This is a genomic window from Streptomyces swartbergensis (assembly GCF_002148965.1).
GTDB classification, from domain to species: domain Bacteria; phylum Actinomycetota; class Actinomycetes; order Streptomycetales; family Streptomycetaceae; genus Streptomyces; species Streptomyces swartbergensis.
Window position 1 is genome coordinate 1 of the sequence record NZ_NGFN01000106.1, and the last position, 23,520, is coordinate 23,520.

Here is a 23,520-nt window from a genome sequence, read left to right on the forward strand (position 1 = left end):
CCCCCTCCGGTCTCCCCTGGGGCATCACCGTCCTGGCCGCGGGCCTCGCCGTGGAGACCTACACCAGCCGTACCGCCCCCACGCCCCCCGACCTCACCTTCTCCGGCGCCTCCCCGGGCGTCCTGGCGGGCTGGGCGGTGGCCGCCGCCGGCCTGGCCCTGGCCGGTCCGGGCCTGACCCATCTGTGCGGACGGCTGCTCCAGTCGGCCCGCCCCGGCGCCCTCCGGCTCCTGGCCGGCCGGATCCTCATGGCGGAGGCCGCCCGGATCGGCCGCCCCCTGGGCGTGGTCTGCTCGGTGCTGGCGGCCGCGTACGCCATGGCGCTGCTGCACGCCCCGGACGGACTGTCGCTCGGTCCGCTCACCACGCTCGGCGTGCTGCTGGTGACCGGCTGCACCGTGGGGACGCTCCTCACGGCCGCCGTCGAGGCCCGCCAGGCCCGCGCCGACACCACCGCCGCGCTGCTGCGTCTGGGCGCCCCCGCGACGATGCTGCGCGGCGCCGCCGCTCTCCGCGCGGGCGCGCTGCTCGCCCTGTTCGGCCCGCTGACCCTGACGGTCGCCGAGCTGGCGGCGCTGCCGCTGGCCCGCTGAAGCCCGCTGAAGCCCGCTGAAGAACTCGTACGAAAAAATCTCCGTACGGCGATGAGTTACGCGCCGGCCCCCGGTCTATCCCCACGTAACGACACGGACCCGATGGGAGAGACCCGGCATGTACCAGCAGATGATCTTCGTGAACCTGTCCGTCAACGACCTCGACGCCTCGAAGAAGTTCTTCACGGAGCTCGGCTACTCGATCAACGAGAAGTTCAGCGATGACACGGCCGCGTCGGTCGTGATCAGCGACACCATCGTCGTGATGGTGCTCACCAAGGAGAAGTACGCCCAGTTCACCAAGAAGGAGATCGCGGACCCGAGGAAGACCAGCGAGGTGCTCATCGCACTGAGCGCCGAAAGCCGCGAGAAGGTGGACGAACTGGTCGAGAAGGCCGTCGCGGCCGGCGGCTCGGTCTCCGGCGAGACCCAGGACCACGGCTTCATGTACAGCCGCGCCTTCGACGACCCGGACGGCCACACCTTCGAGGTCGTGTGGATGGACCCGTCGGCAGTCGAGGGCTGAGACATGGCTGTGCCAGCATGGGCGGGTGCAGACGATGCCCGCCCATGCGGCCCACCACGACGACCGTGAGATCGAGACGCTCGAGGAGTTCGACGCGACCGTCTCGGCGCGCGGCACGCTCGCCGGTCACCGTGTCCAGGCCGTCGACCTGACGGACCGTACGCGCGACCTGCTCACCACGGACACCGCGGGCGCCGTCTTCCTCGGCTGCGCGATGCGCGAGGAGGCCGCCGCGAAGGTCCGCGCGGACGGCGCCCTGGTCTTCCCGCCGGTCCCCGACCTGCCCTTCGACCCGTACCGCGGCCACGTCTACTCGCCGGACGAGCTCTTCGAGTCGCTGGCGGACGGCTACGAGGCCACGCCCGACGCCCGGGCGTACGCCTGGTTCCAGCGCACGAAGGCGGACGGGGACATCTACGCCTCCATGCTGCGCGCGGTCCACGACGACTCCGTCTCGGACGCACTCGACGAACTCCTGTCCGGCGCCCGGGTCGTGGGCGTGATGGGCGGCCACGCGATGGCCCGTGGCACACAGGAGTACGCGGGGGCGGCGCGGCTCGGCCGGGAGCTGGCCCGCGCCGGTTTCACGGTCGCCACGGGCGGCGGCCCGGGCGCGATGGAGGCCGCGAACCTCGGCGCCCACGCCGCCCCGTTCGGCGACGAGATGCTCACCGAGTCGCTCGAACTGCTCGCTAAGGCACCGCACTTCACGCCGTCGATCACCCAGTGGGCGACGGCCGCCTTCGAGATACGCACGCGCTGGCCGCAAGGCGGGCGTTCCGTGGGGATCCCGACCTGGTTCTACGGCCACGAGCCGCCGAACGCCTTCGCGTCGCACATCGCCAAGTACTTCGCCAACGCCACCCGCGAGGACGGCCTGCTGGCCCGGTCCGACGCGGGCGTGGTGTTCCTGCCCGGCGCCGCCGGCACCGTACAGGAGATCTTCGACAACGCGACGCCCAACTACTACGAGTCGCGGGGCGAGCCGACGCCCATGGTGCTCGTGAACCGCGCGCACTGGACCGAGAAGCTGCCGACGTGGCCGCTGCTGCAGTCGCTGGCCAGGGGCCGTTCGATGGAGGCGCGGATCGCGCTGGTGGAGCGGATCGAGGAGGCGCCGGAGGCGTTGAAACGTCTCGGCGGTTAATAAGCTGGCAAAGCAAGTGCTTGCAACCTGCATATGCGTTGACACTACTTATGCGGCGCTTATAGACCTGGGAGCCTCAAGGTAGTGCTGATGTTCAGTCAACACTGCCTCCACCCCCCGCATTTGCGCATCCTGTAAAGGACAAACGTGGCAGTTCTGTCCGTATCACGCCGTACGGCATCGCGCCGTACCGTCGCACGTTCCGTGCGGATCCTCGGTGTCGTCTCCGCCTCGGCCGCGCTCGCGCTCGGTGCCGCCGGCAACGCGCTCGCCTGCAACATCAACGAGTTCTCGGCCGAGGCGAAGTGCGAGGGCGACAAGGGCGTCATCACCGTCACCGACGTGGACCCCGCCGGTGTCCCGGCGACCGTCACCGTGTATCTGGAGAACAACGGCGCCGACGTGAAGAAGGTCGGCGAGCAGGTGGTCAAGGGCTCGCGCGAGGGCACCACCATCACCTTCGCCGAGGACTGGAAGCCGAACGCGGAGTACCGCATCCACGTCAAGGCCACTCCGTACGTCGACGAGGACATCAAGCCGAACCTCGTCACCCCGGCCACGGCCTGCAAGAAGGAAGAGGAGAAGCCGCCGGCGACCGAGCCGGCCACGCCGACCCCGTCGGCCTCCCCGTCGAAGCCGGCCGAGGACACCGGCACCCCGGCCGACACCCCGGCTCCGTCGCCGTCGGAGAGCGAGAGCACCACGCCGGCGGGCAACGCGCCCGCGCCCGCGGCCGGTGACTCCAACCTCGCCGAGACCGGTGCCGACTCCAACACCGGCATCATCGCCGGCATCGCGGCGGCCCTGGTCGTCGTCGGTGGCGGTGCGGTGTTCTTCGGCATGCGCCGTCGTGGGGCGGGCAACAGCGACAGCTGACGCCCGCGCATCAGCGCCCTACGGTGGCCCGTCCCCCTGGCGGGGGCGGGCCACCGCCTGTTCCCGGCCCTAGCCGAAGGTCGCCCGCTCCAGCCAGAACTCCAGCAGTTCCCGCTCCCCCAGCACCTCCAACTCCGGGGCGTCCAGCGGCAGACGGCTGTAGAACGCGAGCAGGACGGAGGTGAGCGGCCCGCGCAGGGCGACGGTGGCCTTCTCGTGGCCGCGGCGCCAGGTGACACCGTCCTCGGTGAGCTCGACGAGCCACTCGGCGTTCAGGCCGGGCCCGGTGTCGGTGACGTGCAGATGGATGCTGCGGCCCGGGCCGCGCAGTTCCCGCGTCGCGCCGTGCGGTGCCGTCCGCTGAATGAACTCGACGATCTGGAGCCATTCGTCGATCGCGTCGGCGGCCACGTCGGGCGCGACCTCGTAGGGCAGTCCGGCGGCGAGCGCGGCGTCCGCGCGGTGCACGGTGATCTCGTGCGTCATCCGGCGGGCCCAGAACCCGGAGTTGAGGATCCCCGCCCAGCTCCACACCTTCGTGTCCGGCCCGGCCTCCCGCAGCGCTGCGACGACCTGCTCGCCGCTCTCCGCCAGCCATGCGTCCAGTACGGCGGCGTCACCCCGGGTTCCTGGTCCGGCGAGACCCGGCACCCGCTCCTCGGGCACCTCCTCCTGGGCCCGGGTCCGCACGATGAACTCCACCCAGCGCAGGGCGCCGCCCATGTGCCGGGACAGGTCCTCCAGCGACCAGTCCGGGCAGGTCGGCACGGCGCCGGACAGATCGGCGCCGGACGTGACCACGGACCTCAACTGAGCGACCTGGTGGGCGATTTCGTCGCAGTAGCGTTCGTGTGCGAGTAACGTCATGACCCGCACCCTAGGCGGCAGCCGATCAGTCGAGCACCACGATTTCGGCGGCGTCGAACTCCACCCCGACCTCGTCCCCGGTCTCCGGCGCCGCCCGCAGCGCGCACGCCGCCTCCAGGCGCGGGGCGTCCTCCGGCTGGAGGTGGACGGCGACATGGGTGCCCTTGAAGGTGCGCGCGGTCACCGTGCAGCGCAGGCCCGTGCCGGCGGGCACCAGGCGCACACCGGCGGGCCGCACCAGCAGGGTCCGCGTGCCCTGCGGGGCACCCTCCGGCACCGGCACCTTGCCCCACGGCGTGTCCGCGGCCTCCGCCCCGACCGTCGCCTCGACGACATTCTGGAAGCCGAGGAAGCGTGCCACGAACGCGTCGGCCGGCCGCTGCCACACGTCAAGAGGCGTACCGGACTGGGCAATCCGCCCATCCCGCATCACCAGGACCCGGTCAGCCAGCGCGAAGGCCTCCCCCTGGTCGTGCGTCACGGCGAGCACGGTCGTGCCCAACCGGCCGAACAGCTCCCTCAGTTCGACGACCAGACGCTCCCTGAGCGACCGGTCGAGCTGCCCCAGCGGCTCGTCCAGCATCAGCAGCCGGGGGCTCGGCGCCAGGGCCCGGGCCAGCGCCACCCGCTGCTGCTCCCCGCCGGACAGCGCCGCGACGGCCCGGCGGGACGCACCCGGCAGGCCGACCAGGTCCAGCAACTCCTGGACCCGCTCGGCCTGTTGCCGCTTCGACGCCCCGTGCATACGCAGCCCGAAGGCGACATTGCCGCCCACGTCCCGCTGCGGGAACAGTTGATGGTCCTGGAACATCAGCCCGACCCCGCGCCGGTGCGCGGGCACGCCCGCCTGGTCGCGCCCGTCGAGCGACACCCGCCCGGAGTCGAGCGGTTGCAGCCCCGCCACCGCCCGCAGCAGCGTCGACTTGCCGCTGCCGCTGGGCCCGAGCACGCACACGATCTCGTGCTCGGCGACCTCCAGATCGACGGCGTCCAGCACGGCACGCCCGCCGAAACGGACCGTCGCGCCCTCCAGGGCCAGCAGCATCAGAACTCCCCGCTCCGGTCCGTGCGAAGCCTCTCCAGTACCAGCAGGGCCACGGCGCACACCACCATCAGAATCGTCGAAAGGGCCATCGCCTGGCCGTAGTTGAGCTCCCCGGGCCGCCCCAGCAGCCGCTCCACGGCCACCGGCAGCGTCGGGTTGTCGGGCCGCGCGATGAACACCGTCGCCCCGAACTCCCCGAGCGACACCGCGAAGGCGAACCCGGCCGCGATCAGCAGCGCCCGCCGCACCATCGGCAGATCCACCTCACGCCACACCCGCCAGGGCGAGGCCCCCAGCACCGAGGCCGCCTCCCGCAGCCGCACGTCCACCGCCCGCAGCACGGGCAGCATCGTCCGCACGACGAACGGCACCCCGACCAGCGCCTGCGCGAGCGGCACCAGGATCCACGAGGACCTCAGATCCAGCGGCGGCTCGTCCAGGGCGATCAGGAACCCGAAGCCCACGGTCACCGCGGACACGCCCAGCGGCAGCATCAGCAGCGCGTCGAAGCCGCGCACGAACCGCCCGGCGTCCCGGCGGGTGAGCGCGACGGAGGCGAGCCCCCCGATCACCACGGCGATGAGGGTGGCGGCGACGGCGTACGACAGGGAGTTGCCGATCGCCTCGATCGGCGCCACCAGGAACACCCCGCCGTCAACCCTGGTCAGCGCCCGGTAGTAGCCGAAGCCGGGCGCGTCCAGCGACCGCTCCACCAGCACCGCGAGCGGCAGCAGGAGCAGCACGACCACGGTGACGAGCACCCCGCCCAGCAGCGCCCACTGCCCGGTGCCGCGCGGCCGGCGCGCGGTCACGGACGGGTCCACCAGCCGCAGCGCGGTCTCCCGCCGCCGTACGGTCCAGGCGTGCAGGGCGAGGATCACGCCCACCGCGACGAACTGGATCAGCGTGAGCACGGCCGCCGTGGACAGGTCGAAGATCTCCGACGTCTGCCGGTAGATCTCCACCTCCAGGGTCGAGAAGGTGGGCCCGCCGAGGATCTGGACGACACCGAAGGAGGTGAAGGTGAACAGGAAGACCATGAGCGCGGCGGCGGCCACGGCGGGCGCGAGCGCCGGCAGGGTGACCTGCCGCCAGGCCCGCAGCGGGGACGCCCCGAGCATCCGCGCGGCCTCCTCCTGCCGCGGGTCGAGCTGCGCCCAGAGCCCGCCGACGGTCCGGACGACGACCGCGTAGTTGAAGAAGACGTGCGCGAGCAGGATCGCCCACACGCTGGTGTCCAGCCGCACCCCCCACAGCTCGTCCAGCAGCCCGCCCCGCCCGACCAGCGCCAGGAACGCCGTACCGACGACGACCGTCGGCAGCACGAACGGCACGGTCACCACCGCCCGCAGGACCTGCTTGCCGGGGAAGTCGAAGCGCGCGAAGACGTACGCGCCGGGCAGCGCGATCAGCAGGGTGAGCGCCGTCGAGACGATCGCCTGCCAGGTGGTGAACCACAGGACGTGCCGGACGTCGGACTGCGCCAGCACCTCCCCGATCCGCCCGAACTGCCAGACCCCGTCGACCTCCAGACCGCGCGCGACGATCGCGGCGACGGGGTAGGCGAAGAAGACCGCGAAGAACGCGACGGGCACGGCGATCAGCCCGAGCCGCGCCGCGCTCCCGCGCCGGTCCTTGCGGACGGCAGCTCCGGTTGCTCCGGTTACTTCAGTACGAGCGAGGTCCACGACTTGACCCACTGGTCACGGTGGTCGGCGATCTTCGCCGGGTCCATGGTCTCCGGGTCCTTCGCCTGCGGCCCGTACTTCGCGAACTCCGGCGGCACCTGGGCCCCCTCGCGCACCGGGTACACGTACATGTTGAGCGGCATGTCCTCCTGGAACCGCTCGCTGATCAGGAAGTCGAGGAACGCCTTGCCGCCCTCGGTGTTCTTCGCGTTGCTCAGCAGCCCGGCGTACTCGACCTGCCGGAAGCAGGTGCCCTGCGCGACCCCGGTCGGTGCCGCGGCGGGCTTCGGGTCGGTGTAGACGACTTCGACGGGCGGCGAGGAGGCGTACGACACGACGAGCGGCCGGTCCCCCTTGGCCTTCTTGCCGCCGGCCGAGCCGGAGAACTCCTCGTTGTAGGCCTGCTCCCAGCCGTCGACGACCTTCACGCCGTTGGCCTTGAGCTTCTTCCAGTAGTCCTGCCAGCCGTCGTCCCCGTACTTCGCGGCGGTGCCGAGCAGGAAGCCGAGGCCGGGCGAGGAGGTGGAGGCGTTCTCGGTGACCAGGAGGTTCTTGTACTGGGGCTTGACCAGGTCGTCGAAGCTGCGCGGCGGGTCGAGCTTGTGATCGGCGAAGTACTTCTTGTCGTAGTTGACGCAGATGTCACCGGTGTCGACCGGCGTGACCCGGTGCTTGTCCTGGTCGGCCCGGTACTCCGGTGCGATCCGGTCCGAGCCCTTCGCCTCGTACGGCTGGAACAGGCCGTTGTCGAGGGCGCGGGACAGCAGCGTGTTGTCGACGCCGAAGAAGACGTCGCCCTGCGGGTTGTCCTTGGTCAGGATGGCCTTGTTCACGGCCTGCCCGGCGTCGCCGTCCTCCAGGACGTTCACCTTGTAGCCGGACTGCTTCTCGAACGCCGCGATGACGCCCTTCGAGGCCGCCCACGAGTTGTGGCTGACGAGGGTCACGGTCTTGGAGTCGCCGGACCCCTGGCCGCCGTCGGACGACCCGCACGCGGCGAGCGTGCCGGCCATGCCGAGCCCGACGGCCACCGCCGTCAGCCGCTTGATGTTGTTGCCCACTGGATTCCTCCTGGAGTGACCAGGAGAAGACGCGGCCCTGCCCGGGACGTGTGAGGGGTCCCGGGCAGGGCGCAACAGCTCGAGTGATGACCGATCTCCCTACCCAGAATGACCTGGGCCAGGTTCGGAGGGTCTGCGGCCGTGTGCCGCACTCTCAGCGCTGTGGCGCTCCCCTGTCGGAATATGAAGATGTCGGACTATGAAGGTGTCGGGATATGTGGTTGTGCTTACGCCGGTCAGACTACCGTTCGGTGGCCGCGAGCTGACCACACGCCCCGTCGATCTCCTGACCACGGGTGTCCCGGATCGTCACCGGCACACCATGGGCCGCGATCGCCTCCACGAACGCCTTCTCGTCCTCGGGCCGCGAGGCGGTCCACTTGGAGCCGGGCGTCGGGTTGAGCGGGATCAGGTTCACATGCACGGGCCTGCCCTTGAGCATCCGCCCGAGCCGGTCACCGCGCCAGGCCTGATCGTTGATGTCCCGGATCAGCGCGTACTCGATGGACAGCCGACGCCCGGACTTGGCGCTGTACTCGAAGCCGGCGTCCAGCACCTCCCGGACCTTCCACCGCGTGTTCACGGGCACGAGCGTGTCGCGCAACTCGTCGTCGGGGGCGTGCAGCGAGATCGCGAGGCGGCACTTGAGGCCCTCGTCGGCGAACCGGTGGATGGCCGGGACGAGCCCGACCGTCGAGACGGTGATCCCGCGCTGCGACAGCCCCAGCCCGTCGGGCTCGGGGTCGGTGAGCCGCCGGATGGAGCCAAGGACCCGGTTGTAGTTGGCGAGCGGCTCCCCCATGCCCATGAACACGATGTTGCTGAGCCGCGCCGGGCCACCGGGGACGTCCCCGTCCCGCAGGGCCCGCATACCGTCCACGATCTGGTGCACGATCTCGGCGGTGGACAGATTCCGGTCGAGCCCCGCCTGCCCGGTCGCGCAGAACGGGCAGTTCATCCCGCACCCGGCCTGCGAGCTGATGCACATGGTCACCCGGTCCGGGTAGCGCATCAGCACGGACTCGACGAGCGTCCCGTCGAACAGCCGCCACAGCGTCTTGCGCGTGGTGCCCTGATCGGTCGACAGATGCCGCACGACGGTCATCAGCTCGGGCAGCAGCGCCTCCTGGAGCCGCCCGCGGGAGCCGGCCGGGATATCGGTCCACTGCTCCGGATCGGGCGCGTACCGCGCGAAGTAGTGCTGCGAGAGCTGCTTGGCACGAAACGGCTTCTCCCCGACAGCGGCAACGGCCTCCTTGCGCTCGGCAGGAGTGAGGTCGGCGAGATGCCGCGGCGGCTTCTTGGCTCCGCGGGGGGCGACGAAAGTGAGTTCTCCGGGCTTAGGCATGGCTGTACCAGTGTCGCAGATCGATTCCTATGACCTGCGACCGTCGGGTACACGGTGCCTTCCGGGGTCCGCTCCGACGCCCTACTCCCCCGTGTGCTCCAGCCGGTCCTTGAGGATCTGCTCGTTGCGCGGCAGTTCCTTGCGGACCTGGGGGCGTACGACGAGCGGGACGAGGACCTTGCCGACGCCGTGGCCCTCGAAGTCGACCTCGATCGTCACGTGGGAGCGCCGCCCCTCGTCGAACGGCTCGACCTCGCCGTGCACCCGCGCCCGGACGGGTCCGTCGACACCCCGCATGCCCCAGCTGTGCGGCGGGTCGTATTCCGTGACCTCCATGGTCATCGGCATGACCCGGCGGCCGACGTGCCGGGTGACCCGCATCCGGGAGCCGACGCCGACCGGCCCTTCGTCGAGGCGTTCCGCGGACACGGCGCTCAGCTGCCACTCCGGGATCCGCTGGGCGTCCGTGACGTAGTCGTAGACGTCCTCGGGACGCCGGTCGACGTCGATGGTCTGTCGAATACTGGACATGATGTCCCCCTTTGCGACGTACACCTGAATCGTCCCACTTGGTGACGCCGCAGGCACCTCCGCACAACGACGGCGAGCCCCCGCCGGTCATCGGACGGGAGCTCGCCGTACAAGCCGCAAAGGCCGTAAAGGTGGTGGAAGCCGTATCGCCTCAGCCGGACCCGACGAAGAGCACGAGCAACAGCCACACCACAGGAGCCGTGGGCAACAGCGAGTCCAGCCGGTCCATGATGCCGCCATGCCCGGGCAGCAGCGTGCCCATGTCCTTGATGCCGAGGTCCCGCTTGATCATGGACTCGCCGAGGTCGCCGAGCGTGGCGCTGACCGCGACCGCGAGGCCGAGCAGCAGTCCCTGCCACCAGGCACCGCCGTCGATGAGGAACTCCAGGCACAGCGCGCCCACCACCATGGCGAAGGCGACCGCGCCGAGCAGACCCTCGCGGGTCTTGCCGGGACTGATGCGCGGGGCGAGCTTGTGACGGCCGAAGCGCCAGCCGACCGCGTAGGCACCGGTGTCGCTGACGACCGTGAGCAGCAGGAACGTGAGCACCCGCTGCGGCCCGTCGTCCGCCGTCAGCATCATCGCGACGAAGGTCGCCAGGAACGGCACGTAGAACACCGCGAAGACGCCCGCCGTGACGTCCCTGAGGTAGTTCTCCGGCGGCTCGGTCATGCGCCACACCAGCACGGCCAGTGCCGTGAGCGCCATGGCGACCCAGGCGCCCTCGGCTCCCCGGACGTACCCGGAGACGACCATGGCGGCACCGCCGAGCGCGAGCGGCACGAGGGGCGCCCGGATGCCCTTGCGTTCGTCCAGCCGCTTGGTCAGCTCCCACAGGCCCACCACGACGGCGACCGCGATCACGCCGACGAAGACGGCCTTGACGACGAACAGCGACGCGACGATCACCGCGCCCAGCCCGACCCCGACCCCTATCGCGGCACTCAGGTCGCGACCCGCGCTCTTCTTCTGCGGCTTGGGTGCCGGCTCTGCGGCGTCGGGCATGGGCTCCGGATTCGTCTCGTTCCGGACTGGGGAGCCGCTCAGCCGAGCGGCCCCCCGGTCGTCATCCTGGTCCCCGCCGTATGCGGCTACGTCGGGCACGATGGGCATGGGGCGAGTCTGAGGCGCTTCATGCGCATCGTATGCGGGACCCGCCGGAGCGGCCCCCTGGACGTGCCCATGGCCAGGGCTGTGGACGTGCCTATGGCCAGGGCTGTGGGCGTGCCCCTGACCATGCCCTTGGTCGGTGGGCCCCCAGTACCCGGCCTGCGGCGGCGCCCCCCAGGAAGAGTCGTTCATCAGACCTCGAGCAGCTCCGCTTCCTTGTGCTTCAGGAGCTCGTCCACCTGCGCCACGTACTTGTGGGTGGTGTCGTCGAGATCCTTCTCCGCACGGCGGCCCTCGTCCTCGCCGATCTCGCCGTCCTTGATCAGCTTGTCGATGGCGTCCTTGGCCTTGCGGCGCACGGAGCGGATGGAGACCTTGGCGTCCTCACCCTTGCTCTTGGCGACCTTGATGTACTCGCGGCGGCGCTCCTCGGTCAGCTCGGGGAACACCACCCGGATGATGTTGCCGTCGTTGCTCGGGTTGACGCCCAGGTCCGAGTCGCGGATCGCCTGCTCGATGTTGCGCAGCGCGCTCTTGTCGAACGGGGTCACCACGGCCATGCGCGGCTCGGGCACCGAGAACGAGGCCAGCTGGTTGATCGGGGTCGGCGCGCCGTAGTAGTCGGCCACGATCTTGTTGAACATCGCCGGGTGCGCACGGCCGGTGCGGATCGCGGCGAAGTCCTCCTTGGCGACCACGACGGCCTTCTCCATCTTCTCCTCGGCCTCGAGGAGGGTCTCTTCGATCACCACTTGCTCCTGCGTGTCTTGAGTAGGCCCGGCTGCGGTTCCATGTGGGGCGGCGGCCGGCTGCGTCGCGTCTTCTTCCTGCACGGTTCCCGACCGGCAGGACATTGTCCATCCCCCGGCCCGGCTCCGTCCCGTCCGTCCCCCGGACGGGGTTGTTCTCGGGGCTCAGTCCCGGCTGCCGGGGTCCCCCACCAGCGTGCCGATCTTCTCACCCTTGACGGCGCGTCCGATGTTGCCCTCCGCCAGCAGCTCGAAGACCACGATCGGGAGCTTGTTGTCGCGGCACAGCGTCACGGCCGTGGCGTCGGCGACCTTCAGATCGCGGGTGATGACCTCGCCGTAGCCGAGGTGGTCGAACTTCACGGCGTCGGGGTTGGTCTTCGGGTCGGAGTCGTAGACCCCGTCCACACCGTTCTTACCCATCAGCAGCGCCTCGGCGTCGATCTCCAGGGCGCGCTGGGCGGCGGTGGTGTCGGTGGAGAAGTACGGCATGCCCATACCGGCGCCGAAGATGACCACACGGCCCTTCTCCAGGTGCCGTACGGCGCGCAGCGGGATGTACGGCTCGGCGACCTGGCCCATGGTGATGGCGGTCTGCACCCGGCAGTCCACCCCCACCTTCTCCAGGAAGTCCTGGAGGGCCAGGCAGTTCATGACCGTGCCGAGCATGCCCATGTAGTCGGAGCGGGCCCGGTCCATGCCGCGCTGCTGGAGCTCGGCACCGCGGAAGAAGTTGCCGCCGCCGATGACGACCGCGATCTGCGCACCGTCGCGCACGACGGCCGCGATCTCGCGGGCGATCTTGTGCACCACGTCGGGGTCGACGCCCAGGCCGCCACCGCCGGAGAAGGCCTCTCCGGACAGCTTCAGCAGAAACCGGCCGCGTACTTTGCCGTCGTCGCTCTTCTGGGCCTTGGTGGTCATGGGGGATCCCGCCTCTTTCACGTGTTGCACATACGAAGAAGGCCATTGCCGGTGGGGCGTGGTTCGCATCCCATACGGCAATGGCCTCCTCGTCAGATCTGCTGTCGTCCGCCACCCATGTGACGGCGTACACGGACGACTGCTGCCGACCCTATCGGGGTCGGGCGTCGATCGCGGTACGGACTCAGATGCCGACCTTGATGCGCGCGAAGCGCTTCAGGGTGACACCGGCCTCGTCCAGGACCTTCTGGACGGACTTCTTGTTGTCGAGCGCGTAGGGCTGGCCGAGCAGCGTGGCGTCCTTGAAGAAGCCGTTGAGGCGACCCTCGACGATCTTCGGCAGGGCGGCCTCGGGCTTGCCCTCGGCGCGGGTGGTCTCCTCGGCGACGCGGCGCTCGGACTCGACGACCTCGGCCGGGACGTCCTCCTTGGAGAGGTACTTCGGCGCGAAGGCGGCGATGTGCTGGGCGACGCCCTTGGCGATCTCGGCGTTCGGCTTGTCCAGCTCGACGAGGACACCGATCTGCGGGGGCAGGTCGGGCATCGTGCGGTGCATGTACGCCGTCACGTAGCCGTCGGCGAACTGCGCGAAGCGGTCCAGGACGATCTTCTCGCCCAGGTTGGCGTTGGCCTCGTCCACGAACGCCTGGACGGTCTTGCCGGGCTCGATCTCGGAGGCGAGCAGGGCCTCGATGTCGGCCGGGGAGGTCTTGGCGACGTGCTCGGCGATGGCGGTGGCCACGCCCTGGAACTTGTCACCCTTGGCGACGAAGTCCGTCTCGCACTTCAGCTCGACGAGGACACCGGAGGAGTTGTCGTCGGCGATGATCGAGACGACGGCACCGTTCTCGGCGGAACGGCCCTCGCGCTTGGCGACGCCCTTCTGGCCCTTGATGCGGAGCGCCTCGACGGCCTTCTCGACGTTGCCCTCGGCCTCGTCCAGCGCCTTCTTGCAGTCCATCATGCCGGCGCCCGTGAGCTCACGGAGCTTCTTGACGTCGGCGGCGGTGTAGTTCGCCATGAGTCTGTGAATCTCTCTCGAAGTCTGGAAGATCGAAGATCTGCGGATGTGCCCCATGAAGCCGGGGGACGCTGTCCTTCCGCTGACCTACGGGTGAACGGCGGGAGCGGACTTCACCGCGCCGAAGGCGCTGGTGATGCAGTACCGCTCCCGCCGTCAACTCGGACTGACGGGTCAGGCCTGCTCGGCCTCGGCGGCCTTCTCGCCCTCGGCAGGCTTCTCGGCCTCGGCCTCGGCGGGGGCGGCCTCAGCAGCCGGAGCGGCCTCGGCAGCCTCGGCGGCCGGAGCGGCCTCAGCAGCCGGGGCGGCCTCGGCGGCGGGGGCAGCCTCGTCGGCCTTCTTCTCGCCCTCGAGCAGGTCGCGCTCCCACTCGGCGAGCGGCTCGCCCGCGGCCTTCTCGCCCTTGCCCTCGGTGGCGACACCGCTGCGGGAGATGAGGCCCTCGGCGACGGCGTCGGCGATGACGCGGGTGAGCAGGGTGACGGAGCGGATCGCGTCGTCGTTGCCCGGGATCTTGTAGTCGACCTCGTCGGGGTCGCAGTTGGTGTCGAGGATCGCGACGACCGGAATGTTCAGCTTCCGGGCCTCACCAACGGCGATGTGCTCCTTCTTGGTGTCCACGATCCAGACGGCGCTGGGAACCTTGGACATCTCGCGGATACCGCCGAGGGTCTTCTCCAGCTTGGCCTTCTCGCGCGAGAGCACGAGAAGCTCCTTCTTGGTCAGACCGGACGCGGCGACGTCCTCGAAGTCGATCTGCTCGAGCTCCTTGAGGCGCTGCAGACGCTTGTAGACGGTCGAGAAGTTGGTGAGCATGCCGCCCAGCCAGCGCTGGTTGACGTAGGGCATGCCGACGCGGGTGGCCTGCTCGGCGATGGCCTCCTGCGCCTGCTTCTTCGTGCCGACGAACATGACCGTGCCGCCGTGGGCGACGGTCTCCTTGACGAACTCGTAGGCGCGGTCGATGTACGACAGCGACTGGAGCAGGTCGATGATGTAGATGCCGTTGCGCTCCGTGAAGATGAAGCGCTTCATCTTCGGGTTCCAACGACGGGTCTGGTGACCGAAGTGGACGCCGCTCTCCAGCAGCTCCCGCATCGTGACGACGGCCATGGCCGTATCTCCTTGTGCTTCTCGGTTGTGCCGCGGATGCCGGACGGCTTCCGCGCCTGACGCCCGCTGCGCGCCGTGCCACGAGGGACCGAGGGGCGCTGATACGGCCCGTTGCCGGGGTGCGTATCGGGGCGTGCGAAGTCGACCCGGTGACCCGGATCGCCACCAGAAGTGTACGGGACCCGCGGGGCACCGGGTGACGCCGTTGTCCACAACGGGACGGCGGTCCACAGCCACGGCCGGTGACGGGCAGCGGTCCGGGACGCTTTCGGCATGCGAGCTAAGCGATGTGTGCCCGTTTGTACGCGCCTGGTCATGGTGCTGGTCACGACGACGGCCGTCCTGCTGGCCCCTCCGCCACCCCTGTTCGCGGCGGGCGCACCCCTCGCGGACGTCACCGTGCCGGCGGTCGGCCGCACCTGGCCGGTCGGCTCACACCCCCGGGTCCTGCGCGGCTGGGAACCCCCGGCGACGGCCTACGGCCCGGGTCACCGAGGCATCGACCTGGCGGCAACCCCGGGGACGCCGGTACGGGCGGTGGCCGCGGGCCGGGTCTCCTTCGCGGGCCGGGTGGCCGGCAAGGGGGTCGTCTCGGTGGAGCTGACAGGGACGGACGAACCACCGCTGCGCACGACGTACGAGCCGGTGACGGCGGCGGTGGAGGAGGGCGAGGAGGTGGAACCGGGCGAGGTGATCGGCACGGTGGACACGACGGGCTCGCACTGCGCGGTTACGTGCGTGCACTGGGGCCTCCGGCGGGACGACACGTACCTGAACCCGCTGTCGCTCCTGCCCCCGTGGCTCCTGCACAGGGGCCCGTCAAGACTCCTGCCGGTGTACTGACCCAGCTGCGGGCAGTCGTGCCGCTGGGGGCGATGGGGTCCCCCTGCTCGAGCGAAGGCGAGAGCTTGGGGAAGGTGGGCGCAGCGGCACCCCGCTCCGCCGGGCCGCGCACCCACCCGACCCCAGCACCAACGCAGCTCAGCCCCGCACACCCCGCAAGGCCATGGACACCGCGGCATCGGCAATCGACCCCGGCTCTTCCGCAGCCCCCAGCTCGATCCGCCGCACCGCCGCGTCCACAACCCCCTGCAACAACATCGCAGCCAGCCGAGGCTGCTCATGCCCCAGCTCACCCAGCGCCTCGACGATCATCGCGACCAGCCCGCCATGGGCCGCCCGGATCTTCTCGCGGGCCCCGGCGTCCAGCTCACTCGCCGAGATCGCCACCACGGCCCGATGCCGCCGGTCCCCCACCAGCTCCAGCTGCTGCCGGACATACGCCTCGACCTTGGCCTCGGCCGTGTCCGCCCGCTCCATCGCCGCCGACACTTCCGCCACCCAGAGGGGAAAGTCGACCTCGCACAGCTCCTCGACCACGGCCGCCCGTGACCGGAAGTACTCGTAGACGGACGAGCGCGCGAGCCCCGTCCGCTCGGCGAGGGCCGGGAAGGTCAACGCCTCCGTACCGCCCTCGGACAACAAGGAACGAGCCGCGTCCAGCAGGGCGGCTCGCTGCATCGACCGGTGCTCGGCCACGGAGGCCGCTCGAATCCTTGGCACGTCAACCACTCTACGGACGCCCCAGGCCGCGCGGGAGAGGCTCCCGCCGTCCCGTCGTCTTCCGGCCAGGTCAGCGGCCGAAGCTCGCCAGTTTCGCTCTCAGCTGGAGCACCGACTTGGTGTGGATCTGGCTGACCCGGCTCTCGGTCACCCCCAGCACGTTCCCGATCTCGGCCAGGGTGAGCCCTTCGTAGTAGTACAGCGTGACCACGGTCTTCTCCCGCTCGGGCAGCGTGTTGATCGCCCGTGCGAGGAACCTGCGGAGCTCCCGGTCCTCGGCGACCTCCACGGGGTTGTCGGCGGCGGTGTCCTCCAGCGTGTCCATGACGCTCAGCCCGTCGCCGCCCTCGCCCCCGCCGTGCAGCAGCTCCTCCAGTGCCACCACGTTGGCCAGCGACAACTGGCTGAACACCGCGTGGAGTTCCTCCACCGCGATGCCCATCTCGCCGGCCACCTCGCCCTCCGTCGGCGTCCGCCGCAGCCGCGCCTCCAGCGTGGCGTAGGCGCGCTCCACGTTGCGCGCCTTCTGCCGGACCGACCGGGGGATCCAGTCCAGGGCGCGCAGCTCGTCGATCATCGCGCCCCGGATCCGGGTGATCGCGTACGTCTCGAACTTGATCTCGCGGTCGATGTCGAACTTCTCGATCGCGTCGATCAGCCCGAACACCCCGGACGAGACGAAGTCCGCCTGCTCCACGTTGGACGGCAGGCCCACGCTGACCCGGCCGGCGACGTACTTCACGAGCGGTGAGTAGTGCAGGATCAGCTGTTCCCGCAGCCGCTCGTCCCCCGTCGCCTTGTACGACCGCCACAGCTCGTCGAGTGTCGAGGGAGCGGGCGGCCGCACGTCGCCACCGTCACGGGCGGCTGGGGGGATCGCCGCCCGGTCGGACCCGGAGGTGTGCTGGGGCATTCGTCGCCTTGTGCCGTTCTGCTGCGGAGTGGTTCTGCTGGGGTGGGCTGTCTGTCTGATGTCGAGTTGCCTGTCCGTGTCGGGATCCTCGTGAGCGTAGCGTGACTGCGGTGTCGCGGTGTGCGAAGGACGGAGGGCAAGGCGAACGCAGATACGTTCCGAATGGCGTCCCAACGGGTCGGCCGGCTTGCTCCGTGTGATCACCTGAGAACCCCAACTGGGCGCATTTCCAAGGGATGTCGGGGTTCCCCCGGACGGCCGAACGGACGCGGTCAGCATGGTCCGGGACCACCGCGGACCGACATCACCGCCTGGCGTGTCAACTTCCAGCCATCGCCGTGTCGTTCGACGTAACCGAGTGCTCGGAGTTCGTACAGTCTGGCGATCGCGTCGTCCTGTGTCGTCTGTGCGCGGCGCGCGATCTCGTCCGGCCGGGCCACCCGGCCGCCCGGCAGCGCGGCGAGCACCTGCCGGCTGGCCGGTTCCAGCAGGTCCCGGGGCAGGACCGGGCCGCGCCGGTCGGGGGCCAGCTGTCCGATGTCGCCGACCAGTTCGACGACGTCCGCGGCGTCGGTGACCAGGGCCGCCTCCCCGCGCAGCAGCTCGTGCACCCCGGCGGACAGCCCGCTGGTGGCCGGGCCCGGTACGCCCATGGTGTGCCGGCCGAGGCGCTGTGCCGCCCGTGCCGTGACCAGGGAGCCGCTGCGGTGGGCGGCCTCGACGACCACGGTGCCGCGGGTGAGGGCCGCGTTCTTTCGGGGAACGGCCACCGTGGTGTGACGTTGCTCTGACTCCCCTCGTTGAACCTCGCGGCTTCGATCTGTGGGGGTGTGGCTCTGTGGCGGATCGTTGCATTCGCTTCAGCGCAAGGGGTACACATGCGGGCCTTCCCCGTGAAGATGCCGTCCGGGCTTCGCTACTGGACGGTGGTCGACGACGACTTCCACGTAGTTCCGATCGTGGACCAATGGCTCCGTCACCTTCTGTTCGGTAGGTCCCGGGCCGAATTGACGACGTACGCGTACGCGATCTCCGCCGCCCTCTACCTTCGGTGGTGCCTCAAGACCGGCCGGGACTGGAGGGTGGCGGCCCGGGATCTCGGCCTGTTCGTGGTGTGGTTGAGGCACACGAAGTCGACGGACGGCGACGCCCTCCTGCTGGGGCCGGGAGCCAAGCCGGCCCGAGGTGACCGGCGGATCAACAGGGTCCTGTCGGCGGTGCGGGGCCTGCTGACCTTCGCCGTGTCGGTCGGTGAAGCACCGTCGACCGTGCTCGGGCAGATCTACGAGATCGCGGACGGGCGGGATCTCCCCGAGGAACTCCAGGGCGAGAACGGTCTCGCGATGCGCATCGGGGTTCAGCACCGGTTGCAGGAGCCCGAGACGGCGGTCGACAGGGCCACTGACGCCGAGGTCGTCGCGCTTTTCAAGGCATGCCGAAACGCCCGCGACCGGCTCATCGTGCTGCTGCTGGCCCGCGTCGGGCTCCGCCGGGGCCAGGCCGCTGGCCTGCACCGGTGCGACTGCCATCTGCTGATGGACTCGCGGGCACTCGGCTGCGACGTCCCCGGCCCCCACATCCACGTGATCCGCCGGCGGAACCCCAACCAGGCATGGTCGAAGTCGCGGAAGTCGTGGGTCCAGCCGGTCGACTTCCTCGTGGTTCAGGCTTACGACCAGTACATCGACGAGCGTCACGAACGACTCGGCACGGGCGGCAGCGACCTTCTGCTCGTGAACGAGTTCCGCGAGCCTCTCGGGGCGCCGATGCCGCCCGGCGCGATCAACGAGCTCCTGGAGGAACTCGGACGCAGGGCCGACCTGGACAGGCCGGTCGCTCCCCATATGCTGCGGCACACCATGGCGGGCAACGCGGCCGACGCCGGCGCGACCGAGGACGAACTCCAGGCCCTGCTGGGCCACAAGCACCCGAGCTCGCAGCGTCCCTATCGCCACCCCTCCCACGATCGGCTGCGGGAAGCAGTCAGGCGAGTGCCGTCGCCGCGGTCCCTCGTCCACCGGGACGGCGACCAGTGATCCAGGCACCCCTCCTTACGCCTGAGCTTCCGGCGGACCCGCGGGAAGCCCAGCTGGTCGACGCACTGGAGCCGTCGTTCCTCAAGCTCGTGAGCTGGGACTGGAGCCACCGCGTCGTCATCTTCCCCACCGACCACCCGGTGCTGGTGGCGCCGCTCTGCGAGGTCGTCGGCTGCGATCACCGGGCCGCCCGCCGGGGCATTCGGCTCTGCAACGGCTGCTACTACCGCTGGAAGAACGACGGGCAGCCCGCGCTGGACGGCTTCGTTCAGCAGCCGCACCAGAACCATCGCGGCATCGGCATCGGTGACTGCGCCGTCGCGGGCTGTCCGCGTCCCTGGCAGGACCGCACGAGCACGCTCTGCGCCACCCACGAACACCGCCGGAAGGAGATCTTCAAGCTGCCGCTGGAGGAGTTCCTCCAGCACCCGGAGGTCGGGCCCCTGCCGAGCTTCGGCCCGTGTCTGGCGACCTCGTGCTACCGGGACCGGATCGGGCCGCGGACGCTCTACTGCCAGTCCCACGGCAACCGCCTGCGGGTTCTCCAGCGCCAGGGGCCGGTCGACGAGGAACGCTGGCGGCGCACGGTCTCGGCGGTGGCGGTCGGAGGAGAGGTCAGCCTTCGGGGCCTGCCGTCACTCGTGGTGACCGAGATCCTCTACGGCCTGCAATGCCGCACGGCCAAGGGCGCCAGGACCGGACCCTACAACGTCAGACCGGTGGCCGACCTCGCCCGCGCCGAGGAGGTCGGCTCGCTCTTGGAGCTGGCCCATTCCGGGCCGGGGAAGACCGCGCTCCAGGTGCTAAGGATGTTCCAGAAGTCCGTACAGCGTCTCGGCCTCACGCCGGAGAGCGAGCGGCTGAAGGACGTCTGGGACCTGACAGCCTTCGGCGGGACCGGCACGCTGGACTTCACCAAGATCACCCAGCGACCCCTGCGCGAGGCCACGATGGTGTGGTCCTACAACACCTTCCCGAACCGGCGCGGACAGGGCGTCCGCGGCACCAGCCAGAACGAGATCAACGCGGTTGCCCGGCTCTCCAAGAGTCTTCGGCTCCAACGTGAAGACGGCGGCGAGGTCGTCGCCGCGCTGGGGCGCCAGGACATCGTCAACTACCTGAACCGGCTCGGATTCCTGGTCGAGGCCGGGAAGATCAGCCGTCACAAGCAGTGCAGCGACGCCCGCATCGTCCGGCGAGTCCTGAACCGCTGGCGCACGCTCGGCCTGACCAGGGCCGGGGAGATCCTTGAGGGCCTGCCTCCGGACTTCGCGCTGAACACGGAGGACATGCCCGACGACCCCGAGGACAGCGAGGCCGGCAAGGACCTGCCCATCGAGGTGATGCGGCAGCTCTGCGACCAGCTCGACTTGCTCGAACAGGGCAGCTCACGCGAGGTCCGCATCGCCGTCGAGGTCCTCATCGACACCGGGCGGCGGCCAGCCGAGGCGTCCAAGCTCCCCTACGACTGCCTTGAGCGGGACCCCGACGGTTCATGGGTCCTGATCTACGACAACCACAAGGCACAACGGCTGGGACGGCGTCTTCCGATCGGGCAGCCCACCGCCGAGCTCATCATCAACCAGCAGGAACGGGTCCGCAGCCGCTTCCCGACCACACCGATCGCCGAGCTGGCGCTCTTCCCCGCCCAGGTCGCCAACCCCAACGGGACCAAGCCCCTCAACCCCAACACCGTCTCCAGGGCCCATCGGGCCTGGGTCGAGGAGCTGCCAGAGTTCGTCATCCCCACCATGGTCGAGGTCGACGGTCAGCCGGTCGTGAAGCTGCTGCCGTTCGACGAGGCCAAGATCTTCCCCTATGCCTACCGGCACTCATACGCCCAGCGACACGCGGACGCCGGCATCCACCCTGACGTGCTGCAACGGCTTATGGATCACCGACAACTCACCACAACTCAACGCTATTACCGCGTTCGGGACGAACGACGCCGCGAGGCCGTCGACCGTGTCACCGCGATGCAGTTCGACCGACACGGCAACCGGATCTGGCGGGACGTCCACTCGCTCCTCGACTCCGAGCGCGACCGCCGGTCCATCGGCGAGACCAGCGTGCCATACGGCGTCTGCACCGAGCCGAGCAACGTGGCCGCGGGCGGAAACGCCTGCCCCATGCGCTTCCGCTGCGTGGGCTGCGGCCACTTCCGCACGGACGTCTCTTACCTTCCCGACCTGGAGAACTACCTCTCCGACCTCCTGCGAAGTCGCGAAAGGCTCATCAGCACCTTCGACGCCGACGAGTGGGCACGCTCGGAGGCAATGCCCTCGGACGAAGAGATCCGCCGCGTCCGGCGCCTCATTGCTCGCGTCAAGGAAGAACTCGACGACCTGACCCCGGACGAACAAGCCCAGATCAAGCAGGCCGTCCAGGTCGTCCGCTCCAGCCGCTCCGTGATGCTGGGCATGCCCCGCATCGGCCTGCCTCCCGAAGAACTACGAGGTGCATGATCATGAGCTCCCCGATGATCGAAGGACGGCGGGCCGACTCCGCCCGCCGCCGGGAACGGGTCCTCAAGGCCCTCAACGAGGCGATCAAGCAAGGCGACTCGCTCAGCGTCTCAGCCATCGCACGGCGGGCCGGCGTCGACCGCACCTTCTTCTATCGGCACCGCGACTTGCTGGCCCAGATCCACGCCGCCGAAGCCGCACCCGCCGTCGGGCTGGAGAGCGGCACCCAGGTGACCCGGGCATCCTTGCAGGCCGACCTGGCCAACGCGCAGGACCGCAACGTCCGGCTCACCGCCCGGGTCCGACAGCTCGAAGACCGGCTCTCCGAGCTACTCGGTGACCAAGCCTGGAAAGAATCCGGGCTCGGCGCGACGGCGGACATCGAAGAACTCCAGCGCCAGATCGTCCAACTGGAGCAGATGAACGTGGAACTCACCGGACAGCTCGAAGAACGCCAGGCCGAACTCGATGCCGCCCGCGGCGCGAACCGCGAACTCACCCGAGCGCTCAACCAAGCGCGCGCCTGAGCAGCACCGAAGCGCGGCTGCTTGCCCCTTGCGTCCGACGATCATTCCCGAAAGGAACGCCAACAGAGCGCCCGTGTGTTCCAGTCCCGCCGCGGTGGGACTCCCACCTTGCAACTTGGGCCAGAACTCGAACTCCCGGACCATCGGAAGGTCGAGGATCTCGACTGCACAGATCGAACCCGCAAGACGTGACACACGTCACATTGCGAGTTATGACTAGCTGACGGTTTGTCAGATTCACGGACTCCCCACCGTTTTGATTCTCTGGGGCTCCGTCAACTCTTCCCGAGCGGCGTGGAGTCCGGGGTTCGGCACCCGTCGGCACCCATGAGCACCCTTAGACTCCACAGCAGAAGGAGAGCCCACCCCGGCGTGAAGTTTCGCGGCCTCTAGCCGAGGGGGGCTCCCCTGAGTGAATGCCCCGCTAGCCCGTCAGACCATTGGAGCACCACGTGCATGCTAATCCAGTGTCACCCGGCTCGTCACAGTCTCCCGAGCCCGAGCATCAAACGTCCCCTCACAACGGGCCCCGTCTGTCCGCCCGGCTTGCCCGGCGCGGCAAGCCGCTGGCAAGGCGGTTCGCCCTCGGTCTCGCCTATGGAGCCGGAACCGGCGTCGGCGGCCTCTTGATCTGGTGGATCCAGAGCCGGTAGTAAGCGCCGCCGCACGAACACCGCGGGGCTCGCCCAATTGGGCGAGCCCCGCACCTTTGCCTCCGTTTCCCTTCTGGCCCCTACTCACCGACGCTTCACTCCCATAGGTGATCGTGCAACACCTGTTGCGTTGGATAGGGTCGGTGGCACCGACGCTGAGCTGCACAAAAGCTGAGAGCTATGCCTCGCGATGGCCATTACCCCGACAGAAGCCGCGATCACCCGGTTCCGCAGGATGAACCGGCTCGGTGTCGGGTGATCACCGGGCGGCAACTCACCGACCACCAGTCCCTGTTCGGCGATTCTGCCGATCAGCCGGGTGTGCCCGCGCGGGTAGGGGCGGTCGACGCCGCAGGCGAGGACGGCGACGGTGGCGCCGCCCGCGCCGAGGGCGCCGCGGTGGGCGGCGCCGTCGACTCCGTAGGCGCCGCCGGACACCACGACCCAGCCCTGCTCGGCCAGGCCGGCGGCGAGGGTGCCCGCCATGTGCGCCCCGTACTCGGTGCAGGCGCGGGCGCCGACGACGGCCACCGACTTCAGGGCCCACATCCGCAGACTGGCCCGCCCCCGCACCCACAGTCCCAGCGGCCGGGCATCCCCGAGATCGTCGAGCTGCCCCGGCCACTCCGAGTCCCCGGGGCAGATGAACCGCACCCCGGCCTCCCGGGCGACGGCGAGGTCCTCACGCGGCCGGGCCGCCTCGGCCCTGGCCAGCAGGCCCTTCCACCGCTTCCCGCTCACCCCGGCCAGGGGCCGCCCGCCC

General features: G+C 69.9%; 20 protein-coding genes, 3 pseudogenes and 1 riboswitch. Of the genes and pseudogenes, 8 read left to right on the plus strand and 15 right to left on the minus strand.

What is annotated here, in order from left to right; all coding sequences use genetic code 11:
- The 4 genes and pseudogenes from CA983_RS18505 to CA983_RS18520 form a co-directional block, all read left to right on the plus strand.
- Positions 1–593, plus strand: a pseudogene (locus CA983_RS18505) (hypothetical protein); the annotation flags it as partial.
- Positions 594–711: 118 nt separating this feature from the next.
- Positions 712–1,119, plus strand: a complete 408-nt coding sequence (locus CA983_RS18510; protein ID WP_086602015.1) for a VOC family protein — start codon at positions 712–714, stop codon at positions 1,117–1,119.
- 25 nt (positions 1,120–1,144) lie between these two features.
- Entirely contained in the window at positions 1,145–2,266 is a 1,122-nt protein-coding gene (locus CA983_RS18515) for an LOG family protein (RefSeq protein WP_086602016.1), read from the plus strand.
- Between the two features lie 204 nt (positions 2,267–2,470).
- Positions 2,471–3,142: an LAETG motif-containing sortase-dependent surface protein gene (locus CA983_RS18520; protein WP_244206982.1), complete on the plus strand. Its 672-nt coding sequence runs from the start codon at positions 2,471–2,473 to the stop codon at positions 3,140–3,142.
- A 69-nt stretch (positions 3,143–3,211) separates the two neighbouring features.
- Here CA983_RS18520 and CA983_RS18525 read toward each other — a convergent pair whose 3' ends face one another.
- The 11 genes from CA983_RS18525 to rpsB form a co-directional block, all read right to left on the minus strand.
- Positions 3,212–4,009, minus strand: coding sequence for a maleylpyruvate isomerase family mycothiol-dependent enzyme (locus CA983_RS18525; protein ID WP_086602018.1), 798 nt, complete (start codon positions 4,007–4,009; stop codon positions 3,212–3,214).
- A 25-nt stretch (positions 4,010–4,034) separates the two neighbouring features.
- Positions 4,035–5,054 (minus strand): ABC transporter ATP-binding protein, encoded by a 1,020-nt coding sequence (locus tag CA983_RS18530; protein ID WP_086602019.1) that lies wholly within the window; start codon positions 5,052–5,054, stop codon positions 4,035–4,037.
- On the minus strand, positions 5,054–6,742 hold the full coding sequence (locus tag CA983_RS18535) for an ABC transporter permease (protein WP_086602020.1): 1,689 nt from the start codon (positions 6,740–6,742) through the stop codon (positions 5,054–5,056). Before CA983_RS18535 ends, CA983_RS18530 begins: the two co-directional genes overlap by 1 nt.
- Positions 6,718–7,755, minus strand: coding sequence for a thiamine ABC transporter substrate-binding protein (locus CA983_RS18540; protein WP_167407402.1), 1,038 nt, complete (start codon positions 7,753–7,755; stop codon positions 6,718–6,720). The genes CA983_RS18535 and CA983_RS18540 overlap by 25 nt, the downstream gene beginning before the upstream one ends.
- Before the next feature lie 126 nt (positions 7,756–7,881).
- A riboswitch (TPP riboswitch) is annotated at positions 7,882–7,988 on the minus strand.
- 56 nt (positions 7,989–8,044) lie between these two features.
- On the minus strand, positions 8,045–9,151 hold the full coding sequence (gene rlmN / locus CA983_RS18545) for a dual-specificity RNA methyltransferase RlmN (protein WP_086602022.1): 1,107 nt from the start codon (positions 9,149–9,151) through the stop codon (positions 8,045–8,047).
- A gap of 81 nt (positions 9,152–9,232) precedes the next feature.
- Positions 9,233–9,682, minus strand: coding sequence for an SRPBCC family protein (locus CA983_RS18550; protein ID WP_086602032.1), 450 nt, complete (start codon positions 9,680–9,682; stop codon positions 9,233–9,235).
- Between the two features lie 151 nt (positions 9,683–9,833).
- Positions 9,834–10,985, minus strand: coding sequence for a phosphatidate cytidylyltransferase (locus tag CA983_RS18555; RefSeq protein ID WP_086602023.1), 1,152 nt, complete (start codon positions 10,983–10,985; stop codon positions 9,834–9,836).
- Positions 10,985–11,542, minus strand: coding sequence for a ribosome recycling factor (gene frr / locus CA983_RS18560; RefSeq protein ID WP_086602033.1), 558 nt, complete (start codon positions 11,540–11,542; stop codon positions 10,985–10,987). The genes CA983_RS18555 and frr overlap by 1 nt, the downstream gene beginning before the upstream one ends.
- Positions 11,543–11,707: 165 nt before the next feature.
- A complete protein-coding gene (pyrH, locus tag CA983_RS18565) occupies positions 11,708–12,466 on the minus strand; it encodes a UMP kinase (RefSeq protein WP_010044452.1) in 759 nt (252 codons plus the stop codon).
- 184 nt (positions 12,467–12,650) lie between these two features.
- Positions 12,651–13,487, minus strand: a complete 837-nt coding sequence (gene tsf / locus CA983_RS18570; protein ID WP_086602024.1) for a translation elongation factor Ts — start codon at positions 13,485–13,487, stop codon at positions 12,651–12,653.
- A gap of 174 nt (positions 13,488–13,661) precedes the next feature.
- Positions 13,662–14,600: a 30S ribosomal protein S2 gene (rpsB, locus tag CA983_RS18575; RefSeq protein WP_086602025.1), complete on the minus strand. Its 939-nt coding sequence runs from the start codon at positions 14,598–14,600 to the stop codon at positions 13,662–13,664.
- Positions 14,601–14,873: 273 nt separating this feature from the next.
- Between rpsB and CA983_RS18580 the strand changes: the two genes are divergently transcribed.
- Entirely contained in the window at positions 14,874–15,443 is a 570-nt protein-coding gene (locus tag CA983_RS18580) for a M23 family metallopeptidase (RefSeq protein WP_244206984.1), read from the plus strand.
- A 138-nt stretch (positions 15,444–15,581) separates the two neighbouring features.
- Here CA983_RS18580 and CA983_RS18585 read toward each other — a convergent pair whose 3' ends face one another.
- From CA983_RS18585 to CA983_RS18595, 3 genes and pseudogenes are all read right to left on the minus strand, one after another.
- Positions 15,582–16,139: a TetR/AcrR family transcriptional regulator gene (locus CA983_RS18585; RefSeq protein ID WP_086602027.1), complete on the minus strand. Its 558-nt coding sequence runs from the start codon at positions 16,137–16,139 to the stop codon at positions 15,582–15,584.
- A 94-nt stretch (positions 16,140–16,233) separates the two neighbouring features.
- Positions 16,234–17,076 carry an RNA polymerase sigma factor WhiG gene (gene whiG / locus CA983_RS18590; RefSeq protein ID WP_086602028.1) on the minus strand — a complete coding sequence of 281 codons (843 nt, stop codon included), beginning with the start codon at positions 17,074–17,076 and terminating at the stop codon, positions 16,234–16,236.
- A 272-nt stretch (positions 17,077–17,348) separates the two neighbouring features.
- Positions 17,349–17,852: pseudogene (locus CA983_RS18595) on the minus strand (DNA-processing protein DprA); the annotation flags it as partial.
- Positions 17,853–17,954: 102 nt separating this feature from the next.
- Between CA983_RS18595 and CA983_RS18600 the strand changes: the two are divergent.
- From CA983_RS18600 to CA983_RS18610, 3 genes are read left to right on the plus strand one after another with little or no spacing between them, the layout of a single operon-like run.
- Positions 17,955–19,112, plus strand: coding sequence for a tyrosine-type recombinase/integrase (locus CA983_RS18600; RefSeq protein WP_086602029.1), 1,158 nt, complete (start codon positions 17,955–17,957; stop codon positions 19,110–19,112).
- On the plus strand, positions 19,109–21,577 hold the full coding sequence (locus CA983_RS47185) for a tyrosine-type recombinase/integrase (RefSeq protein WP_208636984.1): 2,469 nt from the start codon (positions 19,109–19,111) through the stop codon (positions 21,575–21,577). Before CA983_RS18600 ends, CA983_RS47185 begins: the two co-directional genes overlap by 4 nt.
- Positions 21,578–21,579: 2 nt before the next feature.
- Positions 21,580–22,104, plus strand: a complete 525-nt coding sequence (locus CA983_RS18610) for a DUF6262 family protein (protein ID WP_244206986.1) — start codon at positions 21,580–21,582, stop codon at positions 22,102–22,104.
- 863 nt (positions 22,105–22,967) lie between these two features.
- Here the strand turns inward: CA983_RS18610 and CA983_RS18615 are convergent.
- Positions 22,968–23,520 (minus strand): annotated as a pseudogene (locus CA983_RS18615) (DNA-processing protein DprA); the annotation flags it as partial.